Origin of the sequence: Streptomyces fradiae ATCC 10745 = DSM 40063 (assembly GCF_008704425.1) — a bacterium.
In the GTDB taxonomy this organism is placed as follows: domain Bacteria; phylum Actinomycetota; class Actinomycetes; order Streptomycetales; family Streptomycetaceae; genus Streptomyces; species Streptomyces fradiae.
This window is the reverse complement of sequence record NZ_CP023696.1, coordinates 4,799,087-4,817,022: the sequence shown is the minus strand read 5'-3', so window position 1 is coordinate 4,817,022 and position 17,936 is coordinate 4,799,087. Positions and strand designations below refer to the sequence as shown.

Below are 17,936 nucleotides of genomic sequence, written 5' to 3'. Positions count from 1 at the left end.
GGTCCGGGCCGTCCGGGGCCTCCGGTGGGGCCCCTCCGGTCCGGGCATGGACGTGCGGCACGGGAGGTGTCATGATCGCGCCGGTGCCGGGCTCGGGCGCGGCCCGCAGGGAGGGGACATGAGGCTCTACCTCGGCCTGGCGGTCGGGCTGGCGGCGCTGCTCGTCGCCGCGTCCGGCACCGCGGCGATCACCCGCGGCTGGGTGCCCCCCTGGAACCGGAAGACCGTCCGCCGCACACGGCTGTACGGCTGGGCACAGGTGGTGATGGCCGCCGCCCTGTGCTGCCAGGCGGCCTTCGGGCTGATGCCCGCCGACCTCGACGTCCGGCAGTGGGGGACCCTGGGCGGCACCGCGCTCATGCTGGCCGGCGTCCTCCTGATCGCGGCGAGCCAGCGCACGGCCGGGCGCGGGCGGGGCGGCGGCACGAGCTGACCCGTGGCGGGCGGTACGGGCGCGGGCGCGGGCCCGGCGGTACGGGCGCGGGCGCGGGGCACGGCGGTACGGGTGCCGGCACGGAGCACCGGGCAGGGCGGTATCGGCACGGGGCACGGGGCTCAGGGGTACGGGCGCGGGGGTTACGGGCGCGCGGGTACGGGCACGCGGGTACGGGCACGCGGGTACGGGCACGCGGGTACGGGCACGCAGGCGCGGGCGCGGCAGGCCGGTTCCGCTCCGGTCGCCGCGCCCGCACCCGCGTGGGCCGGGCCGGTCAGACCCTGGCCGGCTCGCCCGCGCCGGCGGGCCGGTGCGGCGTACCGGAGGCTTCGGCGCCGTCCCCGTCCGGGGCGGCCGGGCCGTGGCCGTCGTCCAGCAGGGTGGTCTCGTCGAAGGGCGCCCGGCCGGCGAGGACCTCCGCCACCCGCTCCTTGTCGATCTCCTTCGTCCAGGTGCCGATCAGCACGGTCGCGACCGCGTTGCCCGCGAAGTTGGTCAGGGCGCGCGCCTCGCTCATGAACCGGTCGATGCCCACGATCAGGCCCACGCCGTCGACCAGCGCCGGCTTGTGCGACTGGAGCCCGCCCGCGAGGGTCGCGAGCCCGGCGCCCGTGACGCCCGCCGCGCCCTTCGACGCGATGACCATGAAGACCAGCAGCGAGATCTGCTCGCCCAGCGCCAGCGGCTGCCCCATCGCCTCGGCCACGAAGAGCGCCGCCATCGTCAGGTAGATCGCGGTGCCGTCCAGGTTGAAGGAGTAGCCGGTCGGCACGGTGATGCCGACGACCGGCTTGCTGACGCCCAGGTGCTCCATCTTCGCGATGAGCCGCGGCAGCGCCGACTCGGACGACGACGTGGACAGGATGAGCAGGAACTCCCGCGCCAGGTACTTGCACAGCGCGAACACGCTCACCCCCGCCACCAGCCGCAGCAGCGTGCCCAGGACGAGGAAGACGAAGACGACGCAGGTGGCGTAGAAGCCGAGCATGATGACGGCCAGCGACTTGAGCGCGTCCAGACCGGTCGAGCCGACCACCGCGGCGATGGCGCCGAACGCGCCGACCGGCGCCACCCACATGATCATCGCCAGGATGCGGAAGACCAGCCGCTGGATGTGCCCGATGCCGCGCAGCACCGGCTCCCCGGCTCTCCCCATCGCCTGGAGCGCGAAGCCCGCGAGCAGCGCGACCAGCAGCGTCTGGAGGACCTCGCCCTCGGTGAACGCCGACACGAGGGTCTTGGGGATGATCCCGAGGAGGAAGTCGACGGTGCCCTCGCTCGCCCCCTCCGCCTGCTGCCCGCCCGCCGCGCGGGTCTCCTCCGTGATGCGCAGCCCCGCGCCGGGCTCCAGCAGGTTGCCGACGACCAGGCCGATGGCGAGCGCCACGGTCGACATGACCATGAAGTAGCCGAGGGCCAGGCCGCCGACGGCGCCCACCTTCGCGGCCTTGCGGACCGAGCCCACGCCGAGCACGATCGTGCAGAAGATCACCGGCGAGATCATCATCTTGATGAGGCTGACGAAGCCGGTGCCCAGCGGCTTGAGCTCCTGCGCCACCCCCGGCGCGGCGAAGCCCACCGCGACGCCGAGTACGACGGCCGCGATGACGGCCAGATAGAGATAGTGGGTGCGTTCCCGGCGTGCGGCCACGGCATCCTCCCTGGAAGTGATCGGTCCACGTCCCTGTGGATCCCCGCGACTATCCACCAGCCCTGTGACGCCGGTCACCGTTGCGTGCGTTTCGTTCACGCCACCCTGGCCGGGCACACTGGCCCGCATGCGCTTTCCCCGGCCCAGGAGCCTCGCCGGCCAGCTCTTCGCCATGCAGGCGGTGCTGGTGGCGGTCGTCGTGGCCGGCTGCGCGGCCTTCGCGTACGTCACCGACCGCGCCGAGGCGGAGGAGACCGCGCGCCGGCAGGCCACGGCCACCGCGACGGCCGTGGCCCGCTCCCCCTCGGTCGTCGCCGCCGCCCGCTCCGACAACCCGACGGCCGCCCTCCAGCCGTACGCCGACGCCCTCACCGGCGAGCACGGGGTGACGTTCGTGGTGGTGATGGCGCCCGACGGGACGCGCTGGACGCACCCCGACACGGACCGGATAGGCGGCACGTACCTGGGCCACATCGACGCGGCGCAGCGCGGCGGCACCCTGACCGAGACGTACGAGGGGACCCTCGGCCGGTCGGTGCGGACCGTCACGCCCGTGTGGGACCGCGACCGGGTCGTCGCCCTGGTCAGCGCGGGCATCACCGTCGACCGGATCAGCGCGCAGCTGCGCCGCCAGGTCACCGCGCTGCTCGGCTTCGCGGGCGCGGCGCTGGCGCTGGGCGCGGTCGGCACGTACGTGGTCAACGCCCGGCTGCGGCGGCACACCCACGGGATGAACGCCACCGAGCTGAGCCGGGTCCACGCCTACCACGAGGCGGCGCTGCACGCGGTGCGCGAGGGACTGCTGATGCTGGACGGCCAGCGGCGGATCGCGCTGGTCAACGACGGGGCGCGGGACCTGCTGGGCCTGCCGGAGGACGCCGTGGGCGCCCCGGTCGCCGGGCTCGGGCTGCCGCCGTCACTGACCGGCGCCCTGCTGGCGGCCGAGCCCCGCGAGGACGAGATCCACCTCACGGCGGACCGGGTGCTGGTCGTGTCGACCCGGCCCGTGGTCGGCGGGGAGCGGCGCGGCACGGTCGTGACGCTGCGGGACCGCACCGAGCTCCAGGAGCTCTCCGGGGAGCTGGACTCCGAGCGTGGCTTCACCCAGGCGCTGCGGGCGCAGGCGCACGAGGCGGCGAACCGGCTGCACACCGTCGTGTCGCTCATAGAACTGGGCCGCGTGGAGGAGGCGGTGGAGTTCGCGACGGCGGAGCTGGAGCTGGCGCAGACCCTCACCGACCGGGTGGTCGACGCGGTCGGCGAGCCGGTGCTGGCGGCGCTGCTGCTCGGCAAGTCGGCGCAGGCCGGCGAGCGGGGCGTCGAGCTGGTGCTGGCCGACGACAGCCGGATCGACGACGGGGTGCTGCCCCCCGGTCTGGCGGCGCGGGACCTCGTCACCATCCTGGGCAACCTGATCGACAACGCCGTGGAGGCCGCCCAGGGCTCGGCGGGCGCGCGGGTGACGGTGACCCTGGTCGCGACCGGCGGCGCCCTGCTGCTGCGGGTCGCGGACACGGGGCCGGGCGTGCCGCCGGGCGAGGAGGACGCGGTGTTCGCGCGCGGCTGGTCCACGCACGGCCCCGGCCGGGGCATCGGCCTGCCCCTGGTGCGTCAGGCGGCCCACCGCGCGGGCGGCCGGGTGGAGCTGCGCACCGGCCCGGAGGGCGGCGCCGAGTTCACCGTCCGCCTCCCCCTGCCGGACGCCCCGCGGGGGACGGGCCCGGCGGAGGGGCGGGAGGCGGCGGGCGCGGGCCGTGCCGGGGGCCCGACGGCGGGCGCGGAACGGGCGGGCGCGGGCTCCGGCGGGACGGCGGCGGACCGGGCGGGTGCGGGCGTGGGCTCCAGTGGGGCGGCGCCCGACCCGGCCTGCGCGGGCTCCGGCGGGACGGCGGCGGATCCGGCCTGCGCGGGCTCCGGCGGGGCCCCGGCGGACCGGGCGGGTACGGTGCCGGACCGGAGGGCGGCATGCGCTGGGCCGGACGGGACGGGACCGGGCCGGGTGCCGTCCCCGGCCGCGGACGGTGGCGCGGCAAGGACCGAGCCGGGAGGGGAGGTACCGGGATGAGCACGGGCGGTGGAGCCGGGGCTCCCGGCCGGGGCGGCGGGCCGGGGGCGCGGGCCCGTACGGGCAGGACCGGGGACGGCGGCCGGGCGGGGGCGGGCGCCGGTACGGGCGGCGCCGGGGCGGGTGCCGGTGCGGGCGGGGCCGGTGCGGGCGGGGCCGGGGCGGGTGCCGGTGCGGGCGGGGCCGGGGCGGGCGCCGGAAGCATCCGGGTGCTGGTCGTCGAGGACGACCCGGTCGCCGCCGACGCCCACGCCCTGTACGCGGGGCGCGTGCCCGGCTTCCACGTCGTCGGGGTCGCCCACTCGCGCGCCGCCGCCGTACGGCTGCTGGAGCGCGCGCCGGTCGACCTGATCCTCCTCGACCTGTACCTGCCCGACGGCCACGGCCTGCACCTCCTGCGCGGGCTGCGGGCCGCCGGGCACGGGGCCGACGTCATCGCCGTGACGTCCGCGCGGGACCTCGCGGTCGTGCGGGAGGGCGTGTCGCTGGGCGTCGTGCAGTACGTGCTGAAGCCGTTCACGTTCGCCACGCTGCGGGACCGGCTGGCCCGGTACGCCGAGTTCCGCGCGGCCGTGGGAGAGGCGTCCGGGCAGGACGAGGTGGACCGGGCGCTCGCCGCGCTGCGCGCCCCGCAGCCCGCCGCACCGCCCAAGGGGCTGAGCGGCCCGACCCTCGCCGCCGTGACCGTCGCCCTGCGCGCGGCGTCCGGCGGGCTGACCGCCGCCGAGGCCGGCGCCGCCGTCGGGATCTCCCGGATCACCGCCCGCCGGTACCTGGAGCACCTGGTGACCGCCGGGCGGGCGGAGCGCAGCCCCCGGTACGGCCAGGTCGGGCGCCCGGAGCTGCGGTACCGGTGGCTCCCGGCGGCGGCCGGCCGCTGACCCGGCCGCGGGGGCGGCGCCGACCCCGCGGAGTGCGGCGACCGGCGCCGTCCGGGCGCCCCGGCGCCCCCTCGGGGGCGGCATGGACTTTCCTCCAACATCGTCCGCTCTTCGAACGAACCGTAGCCAAGGGTGACGAGCCGGCTCTAGTTTGTGCGCGTGCATCCGAGACCCACCGCCCCCACGCCCCCCTTCCACGCCCCGTCCGCGCGCCGCCTCCGCGAGGGCCTGGGCATGACCCCCGGCCATGTCGCCTACGGGCTGCGCGCCCAGTACGGGCTGAGCATCGCCCCGGAGACCGTCGTCGCCTGGGAGCGCGGCACCGCCCGCCCCGACGCGCGGGAGCTGACCGCCCTCGCCGGGGTGCTGTGGTGCTCGCCGGAGGACCTGCTCGCCGCCGTGACGACCCTGCGGGAGTACCGCGTCGGGCGGGGCCTGAGCCCCGACGACCTGGCGCGGCGGGTCGGCCTCGACCCCCGGTCGTACGCGCGGATGGAGGAAACCGGCCAGTGGAGCGGCAACGACCGGCAGACCTCCGCCCTCGCTCGGGCCCTCGGGCTGGGGCCGCGGGAGCTGGTGAGCGCCACCGGGCGGGACGCCGAGCTGGCCGAGCTGCTGCGTGACGCGGTCACCACCCGCTGGCAGGCCCACGTCCGCCCGGCCGCGAAGCTCGTGCCGCTGGGCCGGGACCGGCTGGAGGACGTCCTCCAGCGGCTGCACGCCGGCTACCAGGCGCGGACGGCCGCCACGTACGGCTGGAGCGACCAGGACGGCGGCGACGGGGAGGCGGCGGGGCGGGAGTACCTGGACCGCGTACTGGAGCACTTCTGGGCGCTGGCCGGCGAGTAGGCCCGGCGGGCGCGGCTCAGGGAGCCGACGCGCGGGCCGCCCCGGCCTCGGCCGCCGCGGCCCCGGCGTGGTCGGACCGGGCCATCCGGGCGCCGCGCTGCCCGAGCCGCCCGTCGGTGCGGAGCCCGGAGTGCGGAGCGCGCGCCCCGACGGGACCCCCGACCGCCCGCGCGGCGGCGGCCTGCCGGGCAGGAGTCTCGTCACCCGGTGCGGCGGCGGCCGACGGCTCGGGGGCACCGCCCTGCGGCGCGGGCACGCCGCCCGGCGCGGTGGGCCGCGGGGAGGCGGACGCGACCGGCGGGCGGGGGCCGTCCCCGTCGCCGCCGAGATACGAGGCGATGGAGAGCAGCGCCGCGGCCAGCGCGGCCACCCCCACCACGGGCACCAGGAGCCGCCCGGCCCACGCCCGGAGGTCCCGCCCCCGCCGCTCCGCCGGCAGGTCGGTCCCGGACGCGGCGGCCCGGTCCGCGGGGGCCACGGGGTCCGCGAACCCCCCGGGGCCCGCGGAGGCCGGGGGGTCGGCCACGCGCTCGGGGCCGGTCGAGTCCAGGAACTCCGCGGCGCCCTCGGGACGTACGGGTTGCGCGGCGCCCTCGGGACGTACGGGTTCCGCGGGGTCCTCGGGACGTACGGGTTGCGCGGCGCCCTCGGGACGTACGGGCTCTGCGGATTCCGCCGGAGCCGAGGGGTCCGCGGGGCCGGCGGGGACCGCGGGGGCCGCGTCCCCGGCCGGGTGCTCCCCCTCGACGCCCGGAGCCCGCTCCGCGTCGGCCATCCGCCGCTCCCTTTCCTCGCCCGCCCCGGCCCCGGTCCGGACATGTCCGGGACAAGCCCCCAGCCTTGTTCAAACGGCGGGGGCGCTCAAGGGTGGTTTTCAGCCGCCGGGCACGGCGCCGGCCCGACGGGACGGCATGCCGGCCGGTGGCGAGAACACCGGAGCGGCCCCGGCCTGACGAAGGGCACGGCCGGGCCGCCCGACGTGCGCCGTGGGCCGGGCCCGACCGGACCGCGACCGACCGGACCCCGACCGACCCGCACCACCGGACCGGACCGGACCGGAACCGAGCGGCACGGACCGAGCGGGCCGGGCCGGGCCGGTCAGAAGACGGACTCCGCCTCCAGCATCCGGTCCTCGGGGACCGTCTTCAGCCGTGTCGTCGCGTCCGCGAGCGGCGCCATCGTGATGGACGTGCCCCGCAGCGCGGTCATCCGCCCGAAGTCGCCCCGGTGCGCGGCCTCCACCGCGTGCCAGCCGAACCGGGTCGCGAGGACGCGGTCGTACGCGGTGGGGGTGCCGCCGCGCTGGACGTGGCCGAGGATCACGGGCCGGGCCTCCTTGCCGAGGCGCTTCTCCAGCTCCTTGGCGAGCCGCGTGCCGATGCCCTGGAACCGCTCGTGGCCGTACTGGTCGATCTCGCCCTTGCGGTACTCCATCGACCCCTCCGCCGGGTGCGCGCCCTCCGCGACGCAGACGACGGCGAACTTCTTGCCCCGCGCGAAGCGCTCCTCGACCATCTTGACCAGGTCGTCCACCTGGAAGGGCCGCTCCGGCAGGCAGATGCCGTGCGCGCCGCCCGCCATGCCGGACTCCAGGGCGATCCACCCGGCGTGCCGCCCCATCACCTCCACGACCATCACGCGCTGGTGCGACTCGGCCGTGGTCTTCAGTCGGTCTATGGCCTCCGTGGCGACCATCACGGCCGTGTCGAAACCGAAGGTGCGGTCCGTCGCCGAGATGTCGTTGTCGATGGTCTTGGGGACGCCGACCACCGGCATGCCCGCGTCGGAGAGCATGCGGGCCGCCGTCAGCGTGCCCTCGCCGCCGATCGGGATGAGCACGTCGATGCCGTACCGGCGCTGCAGTTCGGCGCAGTTCTCGGCGGCCTCCCGGAGGCGGGCGCGCTCCAGACGGGCGGAGCCGAGGATGGTGCCGCCCCGCGCGAGGATGCCGCTGACCGCGTTCAGGTCGAGGGGGCGGAAGTAGCCGTCGAGGAGGCCCTTGAACCCGTCCTCGAAGCCGATGACCTCGTCGCCGTAGCCGGTCAGCGCGCGGTGCACGACCGAGCGGATCACGGCGTTCAGTCCGGGGCAGTCGCCGCCTGCGGTGAGGACTCCGATGCGCATCGTGCTGTGTCTCCTGCTCGGTAGGGGCCGGGGGGCTGGGGGTCGGGGTGGGGGCCGGGGTCGGACGAGGGAACGGACGAAGGAGCGGACGGGGGCGGACGAGGAGCGGGGCCGGGCCCCGGACCGGCGCCCCGCGAGCGCCCCGCGGACACCGTACGAGCGTCCCCGGCGGGCGCCGTCCGGCGGCCCCACGACGTCACCCGAATTGTCCCACGGGCCCCGCTCCCCCCGCCCGCCCTGCCGCGCGGGCCCGACCGGCACCCGGCAAGCGCTTTACCCACTCGCAGAGGTACTGTCAAGAGGGTATGGCCACCTCTCGGGAGGTGTTTTTCCGCCCATACGGAGCACAAGTCGCACACTCGCTTGACGGACAGGAGACCACGGCGTGGCGCGCAGCGTGTACGTGACCGGGATCGAGCGCGGGGACGGCCGCCAGGTCGTCGAGCTGGGAGTGATGGAGCTCCTCACCCGCCAGGTGGACCGGGTGGGGGTGTTCCGGCCGCTCGTGCACGACGGGCCCGACCGCCTCTTCGAACTGCTGCGGGCCCGCTACCGGCTGTCGCAGGACCCGGCCGCCGTGTACGGCATGGACTACGCGCAGGCGGCGGCGCTCCAGGCCGAGCAGGGCACCGACGCGCTCGTCTCCCGCCTGGTGGACCGCTTCCACGCGGTGGCCCGGGAGTACGAGGTCGTCCTCGTCCTCGGCACGGACTACGCGGCGACGCAGCTCCCGGACGAGCTGGCGCTCAACGCCCGTCTGGCCAACGAGTTCGGCGCGTCCGTCATCCCGGTCGTCGGCGGCAAGGGACGGGAGGCCGACGCGGTGCGGGCCGAGGCGCGCAACGCGTTCCGCGCGTACGACGGGCTCGGCTGCGACGTCCTCGCGATGGTGGTGAACCGGGTCGCGGCGCGGGACCGGGAGGCGATAGCCGAACGGCTCGGGGCCCGGCTGCCCGTGCCGTGCTACGTGCTGCCGGACGACGCCTCGCTCTCGGCGCCGACGGTGGCGCAGATCAGCCACGCGCTCGGCGCCCGCGTGGTGCTCGGCGACGGCTCGGGGCTGGCCCGCGACGCCCTGGACTTCGTCTTCGGCGGGGCGACGCTGCCGAACTTCCTGGCCGCGCTGACCCCCGGCTGCCTGGTCGTCACCCCCGGCGACCGCGCCGACCTGGTGGTGGGCGCGCTGGCGGCGCACTCGGCGGGTACGCCGCCGATCGCCGGCGTCCTGCTGACGCTGAACGAGCAGCCCAGCGAGGCCGTCCTGACCCTGGCCGCCCGCCTCGCGCCGGGCACGCCGGTGCTCGCGGTCAGCGGCAACAGCTTCCCCACCGCGCAGGAGCTGTTCGCGCTGGAGGGCAAGATGACGGCGGCGACCCCGCGCAAGGCGGAGACGGCGCTCGGCCTGTTCGAGCGGCACGTGGACTCGGCGGACCTGGTGAAGCGGCTGTCCGTGGCGCGCAGCGGCCGGGTCACGCCGATGATGTTCGAGCACGAGCTGCTGGAGCAGGCGCGCGCCGACCGCCGCCGGGTCGTCCTGCCGGAGGGCGGGGAGGAGCGGGTGCTGCGCGCCGCCGACGTGCTGATCCGCCGGGACGTGTGCGATCTGACGCTGCTCGGCGACCCGGACGCGATCCGCAGGAAGGCCGCCGACCTGAGCATCGACCTGTCCGGCGCGCAGCTGATCGACCCGGCCGAGTCCGAGCTGCGGCAGCGCTTCGCGGAGCGGTACGCGGCGCTCCGCGCCCACAGGGGCGTCTCGGTGGAGCTGGCGTACGACGTGGTGTCGGACGTCAACTACTTCGGCACCCTGATGGTCGAGGAGGGCCTCGCCGACGGCATGGTGTCGGGGTCGGTGCACTCGACGGCGGCGACGATCCGCCCCGCGTTCGAGATCATCAAGACGAAGCCGGACGCGTCGATCGTGTCGTCGGTCTTCTTCATGTGCCTCGCCGAGGAGGTGCTGGTGTACGGCGACTGCGCGGTCAACCCGGACCCGGACGCCGAGCAGCTCGCGGACATCGCGGTCCAGTCCGCGGCGACGGCCGCGCGGTTCGGCGTGGAGCCGCGGATCGCGATGCTGTCGTACTCGACCGGCACCTCGGGCTCGGGCGCGGACGTGGACAAGGTGCGCGAGGCGACCAAGCTGGTCCGCGCGGCGCACCCGGAGCTGAAGATCGAGGGCCCGATCCAGTACGACGCCGCCGTGGAGCCGTCCGTCGCGGCGACGAAGCTGCCGGGGTCGGAGGTGGCGGGCCGGGCCACCGTGCTGATCTTCCCGGACCTGAACACCGGCAACAACACGTACAAGGCCGTGCAGCGCTCGGCGGGCGCCGTGGCGGTCGGCCCGGTGCTCCAGGGCCTGCGCAAGCCGGTCAACGACCTGTCGCGCGGCGCCCTCGTCAGCGACATCGTGAACACCGTGGCCATCACCGCCATCCAGGCCCAGGCCACCGCCCCGCACACCCCCTCCTCCTGACACCGCCCGCCCCTCCCGTACGCCCCCGACTCGCCCCGCGCCCGCCCCGGCCCGCCCCCGGTCGCGGGCCCGGCGGCCCGCCCCGGCGAAGCCCGCCTCCGCACCCTCCGCGCCCCGCCCGTCCCACAGAAAGCACCGCACCCGTGACCAGCGCCCACCGTGTCCTCGTCCTCAACTCCGGTTCCTCGTCGCTGAAGTACCAGCTCCTCGACATGCGCGACGGCTCCCGCCCGGCCGCCGGGCTGGTGGAGCGGATCGGCGAGCGCGTCTCGCGCCTGGTGCACACCGCGCCGGACGGCGAGCGGCGCGAGCGGACCGCGCCGATGGCGAGCCACGAGGCGGCGCTGAAGGCGGTCGCCGCGGAGCTGGCCGCCGACGGGCTGGGGCTGGACTCGCCCGAGCTGGCGGCCATCGGCCACCGCGTCGTCCACGGCGGACTGCGCTTCACCGAGCCCACGGTGATCACGGACGAGGTGCTGGCGGAGATCGAGCGCCTCGTCCCGGTCGCGCCGCTGCACAACCCCGCGAACATCACGGGCATCCGGACGGCGCGGGCGCTGCGCCCGGACCTGCCGCAGGTGGCCGTCTTCGACACGGCGTTCCACACGACGATGCCGGAGTACGCCGCCCGGTACGCCATCGACACGGAGACCGCCGACGCCCACCGCATCCGCCGGTACGGCTTCCACGGCACCTCGCACGCGTACGTCTCGCGGGAGGCGGCGCGGCTGCTGGGCAGGGACCCGTCCGAGGTGAACGTGATCGTGCTGCACCTGGGCAACGGGGCGTCCGCCTCGGCGGTGGCCGGCGGGGCCTGCGTGGACACGTCGATGGGGCTGACCCCGCTGGAGGGACTGGTCATGGGCACCCGGTCCGGGGACGTGGACCCGGCGGTCACCTTCCACCTGCGGCGGGTGGCGGGGATGTCGGTCGACGAGGTCGACGAACTGCTGAACAAGCGGAGCGGACTCGTCGGGCTGTGCGGGGACAACGACATGCGGGAGATCCGCCGCCGAATCGAGGAGGGCGACGAGCGGGCGAAGCTCGCGTTCGACATTTACGTGCACCGGCTGAAGAAGTACATCGGGGCGTACATCGCGGTGCTCGGGCGGGTGGACGCGGTGGTGTTCACGGCGGGTGTGGGTGAGAACGCCGCCGCCGTGCGGGAAGCTGCCGTGGAGGGCCTGGAACCGCTGGGCCTCTCGGTGGACGCCGAGCTCAACGCCGTCCGGTCCGGCGAGCCCCGGCTGATCTCGCCCGCGGGCGCCCGCGTCGCGGTCGCGGTCGTCCCGACCGACGAGGAGCTGGAGATCGCACGGCAGACCTACTCGCTGGTAAACAACTGAAACCGGGAAACAACGGGAAACAACAACGCGTCCCGCTTAACTCGACTGAGCGGCAGTCCGCCCATTTGTACATTCCGCCGGCCGGAATATTCCGCACAGAAACAAACCGATAGGATCGCCTTATGCGCCGTTCCAAAATCGTCTGCACACTGGGCCCCGCCGTCGACTCCTACGAGCAGCTGAAAGCTCTCATCGAGGCCGGCATGAACGTGGCCCGTTTCAACATGAGCCACGGCACCCACACTGAGCACGAGGAGCGGTACCACCGCCTTCGGCGGGCCGCCGAGGACACGGGCCAGGCCGTCGGTGTCCTCGCGGACCTCCAGGGCCCGAAGATCCGCCTGGAGACCTTCGCCGAGGGCCCGGTCGAGCTGGTCCGCGGGGACGAGTTCACCATCACCACCGAGGACGTCCCCGGCGACAAGTCGATCTGCGGCACCACGTACAAGGGCCTTCCCGGCGACGTGGCCAAGGGCGACCAGATCCTCATCAACGACGGCAACGTCGAGCTGAAGGTCCTGGAGGTCGAGGGCGCGCGGGTGCGCTCCATCGTCATCGAGGGCGGGGTCATCTCCGACCACAAGGGCATCAACCTCCCCGGCGCCGCGGTGAACGTGCCGGCGCTCTCCGAGAAGGACGTCGAGGACCTGCGGTTCGCCCTGCGGATGGGCTGCGACATGGTCGCGCTCTCCTTCGTCCGGGACGCCGACGACGTCAAGGACGTCCACCGGGTGATGGACGAGGTGGGCCGCCGGGTCCCGGTCATCGCGAAGGTGGAGAAGCCGCAGGCCGTCGCCAACATGCAGGACGTCGTGATGGCGTTCGACGGCGTGATGGTGGCCCGCGGCGACCTGGCCGTCGAGTACCCGCTCGAGAAGGTCCCCATGGTGCAGAAGCGGCTCATCGAGCTGTGCCGCCGCAACGCCAAGCCGGTGATCGTCGCGACCCAGATGATGGAGTCGATGATCACCAACTCGCGCCCGACCCGCGCCGAGGCGTCCGACGTGGCGAACGCGATCCTCGACGGCGCCGACGCGGTCATGCTGTCGGCGGAGTCGTCCGTGGGCGCGTACCCGATCGAGACGGTCAAGACGATGTCGAAGATCGTGACCGCCGCGGAGGAGGAGCTGCTCTCCAAGGGCCTCCAGCCGCTCGTCCCCGGCAAGAAGCCGCGCACGCAGGGCGGTTCGGTGGCCCGCGCGGCGGCCGAGATCGCGGACTTCCTGCACGGCAAGGCCCTGATCGCCTTCACCAAGTCCGGTGACACGGCCCGCCGCCTGTCCCGCTACCGCGCGACGCAGCCGATCCTGGCGTTCACGACGGACGCGTCCACCCGCAACCAGCTCACCCTGAGCTGGGGCGTCGAGTCCTTCGTCGTCCCGCACGTGGACAACACCGACGCGATGGTCGACCTGGTCGACGCCGAGCTGCTGAAGCTCCAGCGGTACAACGCGGGCGACACCATGATCATCACGGCCGGCTCGCCGCCCGGCGTCCCCGGCACCACCAACATGGTCCGGGTCCACCACCTGGGCAGCAACAAGACGGCCTGACACCGGCCCGGCCCGGCGCCGGGTCCCGTACGCGACGAGGGCGGCACCCCGCGGTCAGGGGCGCCGCCCTCGGGCATGCCCGCGCGCCCCGGCGGCGCGACGCGCCCCGCGAGGGCATCACCCCTCGACGTAGTTGCCCAGCCCCGGCACGGTGAGGGTGCCGCCGAACTGGGCCGCCTGGACGACTTGGACGTCGGTGAAGAAGGCGAAGGGCACGTCCAGCGGGGGCGGGGTCGCCGGGCTGAACGTGATGGGGATGAGGCCGAAGAGGTTGCCCTTCAGCTCCTCGGTGTACATCGTCACCGTGCCGCCCCGGATCGTGGACGTGGTGCCCGGCCGGGACGTCACGTGCCCGGTGCGGCCCTCGCTGTGCACGGTGAGCTGGTGCAGGTCCTTGATGTCCACCTCGGACGCGGTGAACTTCAGGGCCTTCTTGACCGTGCCGCCGCCGGTCCGGACCTCGACGACGCCGTGGTACTTCAGCCCGCGCAGGGTGAGCATGGTGCTCTCCAGCCGCCACGGGTCGTCCGCCACCAGCGGGATTCCGGGCTCCAGCTCGGCGTCGGCGAGGGCCTGGGGGTCGGGGGTCGGGCACGGGAAGCGCGGCTTGGCGCCGTCCGGGACGTCCCGGTCCTTCCTGGGCTGAAGCCCCTTGGCGTCCTCGGACAGCTCCTCGACCTCGGCGCCGGCCCGCTCGGCGGCCTCCCTGATGGCCTCCTCGGTCCGGTCCGCCGTCTTGTCCCGCGTCGTGCCCGCGGTCTGGTCCACCGCCTGGTCCCCCGCCCTGCCGGCGAGCACGGGCGGGGCCCCGGGCGCCGTCGCGGGCGCGTCGGCGTCCGTGCCGCCCGCGTCCCGCGAGGGCGCGGCGGTGGCGGTGGGAGCCGGTGCCGGAGCGGGCGGCACCGCGGACCCGGACGGCTCCTGATGGCCCGTCAGTCCGGTGAGGAGGTCCCTGACGGCCTCCCCCACGCCCAGCGGGTCCAGCGGGTGGCGGGACGCGGTGGGCGAGGGGCTCGGGCCCGCGGACGGGGAGGCGCCCGGTCGCGCGTCCCCGGCCGGTTCCCTCGCCGGCCCGGTCGTCCCGCCCGCCGAAGGCTCCCCGGTCGGCGCCTCCGTCTCCGTACCGCCCCCGCCACCGCCGGTCGCGGACGGCGAGGGGGAGGCGCCCGGCGAGGCGGACGCCGGACCGGACGGGGACGGGCGCGGCTCGGGCTCCCGCGACCCGGCCGGCTCGTCCGGCTGCGTCACGCACGGGCCCGGCGCGAAGGGGATGTCCTTGTCGTCCGCCAGCGCCGGGCGCTGGGTGAGGCTCATGCCGACGAGCACGGCCGTGGGCATCGCGGCCAGCGCCAGCGCCTTCCCGGCCGGTGCCTGGAGCTTGCTCAGCAGCGACTTGCGGGGGGCCGCGTGACGCGGACCCCGTCTCGTGCCCGCGGCCCCGCCGCCGTGCGCCGCCGGCTGTGTCTCGTCACCCCGCACTGTTCCTCCCGCCGTTGGCGTCGAGCGTCGTCTCGGTGTCGTACGCGGGCGCGCCGGCCGGCTCCGGCGTGCCGTCCGCGCGGTGCCGCTCCCCCGCGGCCTGCCCGGCCTCCGGCTCCCCGGGCGCCCAGGAGAGGGAGAGCGCCCCGCCGACGAGGGCCATGAGGAAGCCGACGGCGAACCCGCCCAGGTTGGCCACGGGGATGGACACGAGGGCGAGCAGGATGGCCGCGACCCCGGCGAAGACCCGCACGGCCTGCTGGAACCACATGGTCAGGCCCAGGGTGACCAGCAGGACGCCGATGATCAGCGACCCGGAGCCCGCGGTCGTCGCCATCGAGAGGGTCATCTGCCCGAGCTGGAGGGTCGCGTACGGGAAGTAGGCGATCGGTATTCCGCCCAGCAGGGTGAACAGGCCCGCCCAGAAGGGCCGGCTGCCCCGCCAGTCACGGAACCGCCGCCTGAGGACGCGGGTGAAGTGCTCGTTCTGCTCCGGCGACACGGCGCTCATGGAAGCTCCCTGGAACTGGTGTTGCTGTGTGAGGAGGGAGACGGGCGGGCGCGGTCGCCTCGCGGGTCCCGCGCCCGTCCGCACGGACCACCGGTCAGTAGCACTCGACCTTGGGGCCGTCGCCCTTGTGCAGGCGCATCTTCAGACCGCTCAGCTTGAACGTGCCGGCCGTGGTCGCCCAGGCCTTCTGCTTCACGTTCGTGAGGGTCGCCGTCTCCGCCTGCTGGGCGAAGCCGTTCTGGTTGATGTTCCGGTCCTTGACCGCCGGGCCCTTGCCGAAGCGCGTGCCCTCCGCGGTGTCCTTCGCCGCCACGCCGATGTCGATGTTCCTGAACTCGGCGTCGGCGTCGAGGTCGGTGACGTCGAGGTACAGGTTGGTCGCCTGGACCTTCTGCTCCGCCGCCGGCCCCGGACCGGCCTCCAGCCTCAGCGTGATCTTGCCGAAGACCGGGACGTCGGGCGTGACGACCGACTGGCACATCTTGGTGATGGTGGCGTTCCTGAAGGTCGAGATGGCGACCGGGCGCGGAACGAGCTGGTCGCCTTCCTTCACGTTGGCGTAGCCCATGTCGACGCCGCCGTACTGGGCGAAGCCCTCACCGTACAGATGGTCGGCCGTGACCTTGAACTCCTGGCCGGAGACCGCGAACGACGCCGCGAGCGCCCCCTGGGCCAGGCCGACGCCGATCGCGGCCGTCGCGGCCACGCTGGGCACCATGACGACGGCGAACCGCTTCCATCTGGTCCCACCGCGAACCTGGGACTGCATAGATTCCTCCTTCTCGGACGTACATCTCCGGGCGGGGCCCGAAGGCCGCCCGGGATGGGAGAAGTGCTACGTCCTCGGGAAGGGGAACGCCCGCGGATCGGGCGCGTACCGCGTCCGGATCACCGGCGACCACCCCCGAGCGACAACCACCGGCCGCTCGGCGCAGGCGTCCGCGCGGCCCGTCGGACAGGCCCTGCCGATGAGCAGGAACCCCCCTGTCCTCGGCCGGCGCGTCACGCCCCGGCCCACCCGGTGGGGACCCGACCCCGCGGCGCGGCTGGTTGCCGGGCTGGTGCGGTGTCGGACCGAGCGTGGCCGATCGTGGTCCATTCGGCCGCAGGGCACAAGAGGGTTCGTTACCGACTGGTAGCGGGCCGGTGAAACGGGCGCGACGGGGCGCCGCCGCGCGGGTACGCACGGTGCCACCGACTGGTCGGGCGAAAGGAGATTTCGGCCGCGATAGAGGGACATAAGGACGGCGTTGACTTACTGGAAGTAACAGCGGCCGCGTTTGCCAAGATTTGGCAAAGCGCGGCCGCCTGGAGTCCGTTGACCCGCCCTCCGGTCCGCCCCCCGGTCCGCCGGAGGAGCCGCCCTCGGGGGCGAGGGTCAGAACAGCACGCGGGCCAGGTCGCCGCGGGCCTTGATCACCCTCGGGTCCTCCTGGCCGATGACCTCGAACAGCTCCAGAAGCCGCACCCGCGCGGCGTTCCGGTCGTCCCCGGCCGTGCGCCGCACCGTGTCGACCAGCCGCCCGAAGGCGTCCTCGACATGGCCGCCCACGAGGTCGAGGTCGGCGGCGGCGAGCTGCGCCGGCACGTCCGCCGGGTCGTCGGCGGCGCTCTTGCGGACCGCCTGCGGGTCCATCTCGCGGACCCGGCCGAGCAGTTCGGCCTGGGCGAGGCCCAGCTTGGCCTCCGGGTTCTCCGGGTCGTCCACCAGGACGTTCTTGTACGCCTGGACGGCGCCGGGGATGTCGTCGGAGTCCAGCGCCCGCACCGCCGCCTCCAGCAGCGCGTCGTACGGGCCGGCCGGCACCGCTTCGGCCTGCGCGCCCGGCGCCGCCGCGTCGCCGTCGACGGTCAGGCCCGTCAGGCCGAAGCGCTGCTCGGCGACCTGGACGAGCTGGTCGAGGGTCTCGCGGATCTGCGGCTCCGGCGCCGCCCCCTGGAAGAGCGGCAGGGCCTGGCCGGCCACCACCGCGAACACCGCCGGGATGCCCTGGATCCCGAACTGCTGCATCAGCATCTGGTTGGCGTCGACGTCGACCTTCGCCAGCAGGATGCGGCCGCCGTACTCGACGGCCAGCCGCTCCAGCAGGGGTCCGAGCTGCTTGCAGGGCTGGCACCACTCGGCCCAGAAGTCGATGACGACCGGCACCTCGGCGGAGCGCTGGATGACATCGCGCTCGAAGCCGGCCTCGTCGACATCGATCACCAGCGCCGCCGGCGGCACGGCACCCGTGCCACCCTGCCGGGCCGCCTGCGCTCGCGCCTTCTCCGCCTTCGCCTTGGCCTCTCCGGCCGCCTTCACCGCGGCGAGGTCGACGACGCCGCTCATGGACATGTTCCTAGGCTGCATGGGTACATCCTCCCCCTTCCGCGCGCGTAACCGGTAAGTCACGGCACAAGCCGTGTTGGCTCCGGGTCCCCACCCGGTGCCGGTGGTCGTCGCTGCGGGCCGCGCGGGCCTTTCGCTACGCCTCGTAGCGTATCTGCGCCGCCGCCGCACCGGGATGGCGGGCCGGGTGAACTGGCTCACACGTACGACACCGGGGCCGGTGAGGCTACCCGCCG

Annotated in this window: 14 protein-coding genes; 7 read left to right on the top strand and 7 right to left on the bottom strand. The window is 75.0% G+C overall.

What is annotated here, in order from left to right; translation table 11 throughout:
* Positions 1-118 precede the first annotated feature (118 nt).
* Positions 119-433 carry a hypothetical protein gene (locus tag CP974_RS21650; protein WP_031134819.1) on the top strand — a complete coding sequence of 105 codons (315 nt, stop codon included), beginning with the start codon at positions 119-121 and terminating at the stop codon, positions 431-433.
* A gap of 277 nt (positions 434-710) precedes the next feature.
* Here CP974_RS21650 and CP974_RS21645 read toward each other — a convergent pair whose 3' ends face one another.
* Positions 711-2,087, bottom strand: coding sequence for a cation:dicarboxylate symporter family transporter (locus CP974_RS21645; protein WP_037938874.1), 1,377 nt, complete (start codon positions 2,085-2,087; stop codon positions 711-713).
* 127 nt (positions 2,088-2,214) lie between these two features.
* Here CP974_RS21645 and CP974_RS21640 point away from each other — a divergent pair, with 127 nt between their 5' ends.
* The 3 genes from CP974_RS21640 to CP974_RS21630 all read left to right on the top strand — a co-directional run bounded on the left by CP974_RS21640 (position 2,215) and on the right by CP974_RS21630 (position 5,882).
* Positions 2,215-4,152 carry a sensor histidine kinase gene (locus CP974_RS21640; protein WP_078915800.1) on the top strand — a complete coding sequence of 646 codons (1,938 nt, stop codon included), beginning with the start codon at positions 2,215-2,217 and terminating at the stop codon, positions 4,150-4,152.
* A gap of 203 nt (positions 4,153-4,355) precedes the next feature.
* Positions 4,356-5,033, top strand: a complete 678-nt coding sequence (locus tag CP974_RS21635; protein WP_031136785.1) for a response regulator — start codon at positions 4,356-4,358, stop codon at positions 5,031-5,033.
* Positions 5,034-5,192: 159 nt separating this feature from the next.
* On the top strand, positions 5,193-5,882 hold the full coding sequence (locus CP974_RS21630; protein WP_373276780.1) for a helix-turn-helix domain-containing protein: 690 nt from the start codon (positions 5,193-5,195) through the stop codon (positions 5,880-5,882).
* A 16-nt stretch (positions 5,883-5,898) separates the two neighbouring features.
* Here the strand turns inward: CP974_RS21630 and CP974_RS21625 are convergent, their stop codons facing one another.
* Together CP974_RS21625 and CP974_RS21620 are read right to left on the bottom strand one after the other, a co-directional pair.
* Positions 5,899-6,657, bottom strand: a complete 759-nt coding sequence (locus CP974_RS21625) for a hypothetical protein (protein ID WP_037939922.1) — start codon at positions 6,655-6,657, stop codon at positions 5,899-5,901.
* Between the two features lie 323 nt (positions 6,658-6,980).
* Positions 6,981-8,006 (bottom strand): ATP-dependent 6-phosphofructokinase, encoded by a 1,026-nt coding sequence (locus tag CP974_RS21620; protein WP_069978051.1) that lies wholly within the window; start codon positions 8,004-8,006, stop codon positions 6,981-6,983.
* A gap of 385 nt (positions 8,007-8,391) precedes the next feature.
* Here CP974_RS21620 and pta point away from each other — a divergent pair, with 385 nt between their 5' ends.
* From pta to pyk, 3 genes are all read left to right on the top strand, one after another.
* Positions 8,392-10,482 carry a phosphate acetyltransferase gene (gene pta / locus CP974_RS21610; RefSeq protein ID WP_031136789.1) on the top strand — a complete coding sequence of 697 codons (2,091 nt, stop codon included), beginning with the start codon at positions 8,392-8,394 and terminating at the stop codon, positions 10,480-10,482.
* 143 nt (positions 10,483-10,625) lie between these two features.
* Positions 10,626-11,828, top strand: coding sequence for an acetate kinase (locus tag CP974_RS21605; RefSeq protein ID WP_031129804.1), 1,203 nt, complete (start codon positions 10,626-10,628; stop codon positions 11,826-11,828).
* A 122-nt stretch (positions 11,829-11,950) separates the two neighbouring features.
* Positions 11,951-13,381: a pyruvate kinase gene (gene pyk, locus CP974_RS21600; protein ID WP_031129806.1), complete on the top strand. Its 1,431-nt coding sequence runs from the start codon at positions 11,951-11,953 to the stop codon at positions 13,379-13,381.
* A gap of 117 nt (positions 13,382-13,498) precedes the next feature.
* On the opposite strand, the gene CP974_RS21595 is transcribed toward pyk, so the two are convergent.
* The 4 genes from CP974_RS21595 to CP974_RS21575 form a co-directional block, all read right to left on the bottom strand.
* Positions 13,499-14,860, bottom strand: coding sequence for a hypothetical protein (locus tag CP974_RS21595; protein WP_031129807.1), 1,362 nt, complete (start codon positions 14,858-14,860; stop codon positions 13,499-13,501).
* Positions 14,850-15,371, bottom strand: a complete 522-nt coding sequence (locus CP974_RS21590; RefSeq protein WP_031129809.1) for a DUF6114 domain-containing protein — start codon at positions 15,369-15,371, stop codon at positions 14,850-14,852. Before CP974_RS21590 ends, CP974_RS21595 begins: the two co-directional genes overlap by 11 nt.
* Before the next feature lie 94 nt (positions 15,372-15,465).
* A complete protein-coding gene (locus CP974_RS21585) occupies positions 15,466-16,140 on the bottom strand; it encodes a DUF6230 family protein (protein WP_031129810.1) in 675 nt (224 codons plus the stop codon).
* Positions 16,141-16,749: 609 nt separating this feature from the next.
* Positions 16,750-17,721 carry a tetratricopeptide repeat protein gene (locus tag CP974_RS21575; RefSeq protein ID WP_150485844.1) on the bottom strand — a complete coding sequence of 324 codons (972 nt, stop codon included), beginning with the start codon at positions 17,719-17,721 and terminating at the stop codon, positions 16,750-16,752.
* Between the last annotated feature and the right edge of the window lie 215 nt (positions 17,722-17,936).

Excerpts from the sequence above, each read along its gene's own strand:
- CP974_RS21650 (WP_031134819.1), top strand. The coding sequence starts at position 119 with ATGAGGCTCTACCTCGGCCTGGCGGTCGGGCTGGCGGCGCTGCTCGTC.
- CP974_RS21640 (WP_078915800.1), top strand. The coding sequence starts at position 2,215 with ATGCGCTTTCCCCGGCCCAGGAGCCTCGCCGGCCAGCTCTTCGCCATG.
- CP974_RS21625 (WP_037939922.1), bottom strand. The coding sequence starts at position 6,657 with ATGGCCGACGCGGAGCGGGCTCCGGGCGTCGAGGGGGAGCACCCGGCC.
- CP974_RS21620 (WP_069978051.1), bottom strand. The coding sequence starts at position 8,006 with ATGCGCATCGGAGTCCTCACCGCAGGCGGCGACTGCCCCGGACTGAAC.
- pyk (WP_031129806.1), top strand. The coding sequence starts at position 11,951 with ATGCGCCGTTCCAAAATCGTCTGCACACTGGGCCCCGCCGTCGACTCC.
- CP974_RS21590 (WP_031129809.1), bottom strand. The coding sequence starts at position 15,371 with ATGAGCGCCGTGTCGCCGGAGCAGAACGAGCACTTCACCCGCGTCCTC.
- CP974_RS21585 (WP_031129810.1), bottom strand. The coding sequence starts at position 16,140 with ATGCAGTCCCAGGTTCGCGGTGGGACCAGATGGAAGCGGTTCGCCGTC.
- CP974_RS21575 (WP_150485844.1), bottom strand. The coding sequence starts at position 17,721 with ATGCAGCCTAGGAACATGTCCATGAGCGGCGTCGTCGACCTCGCCGCG.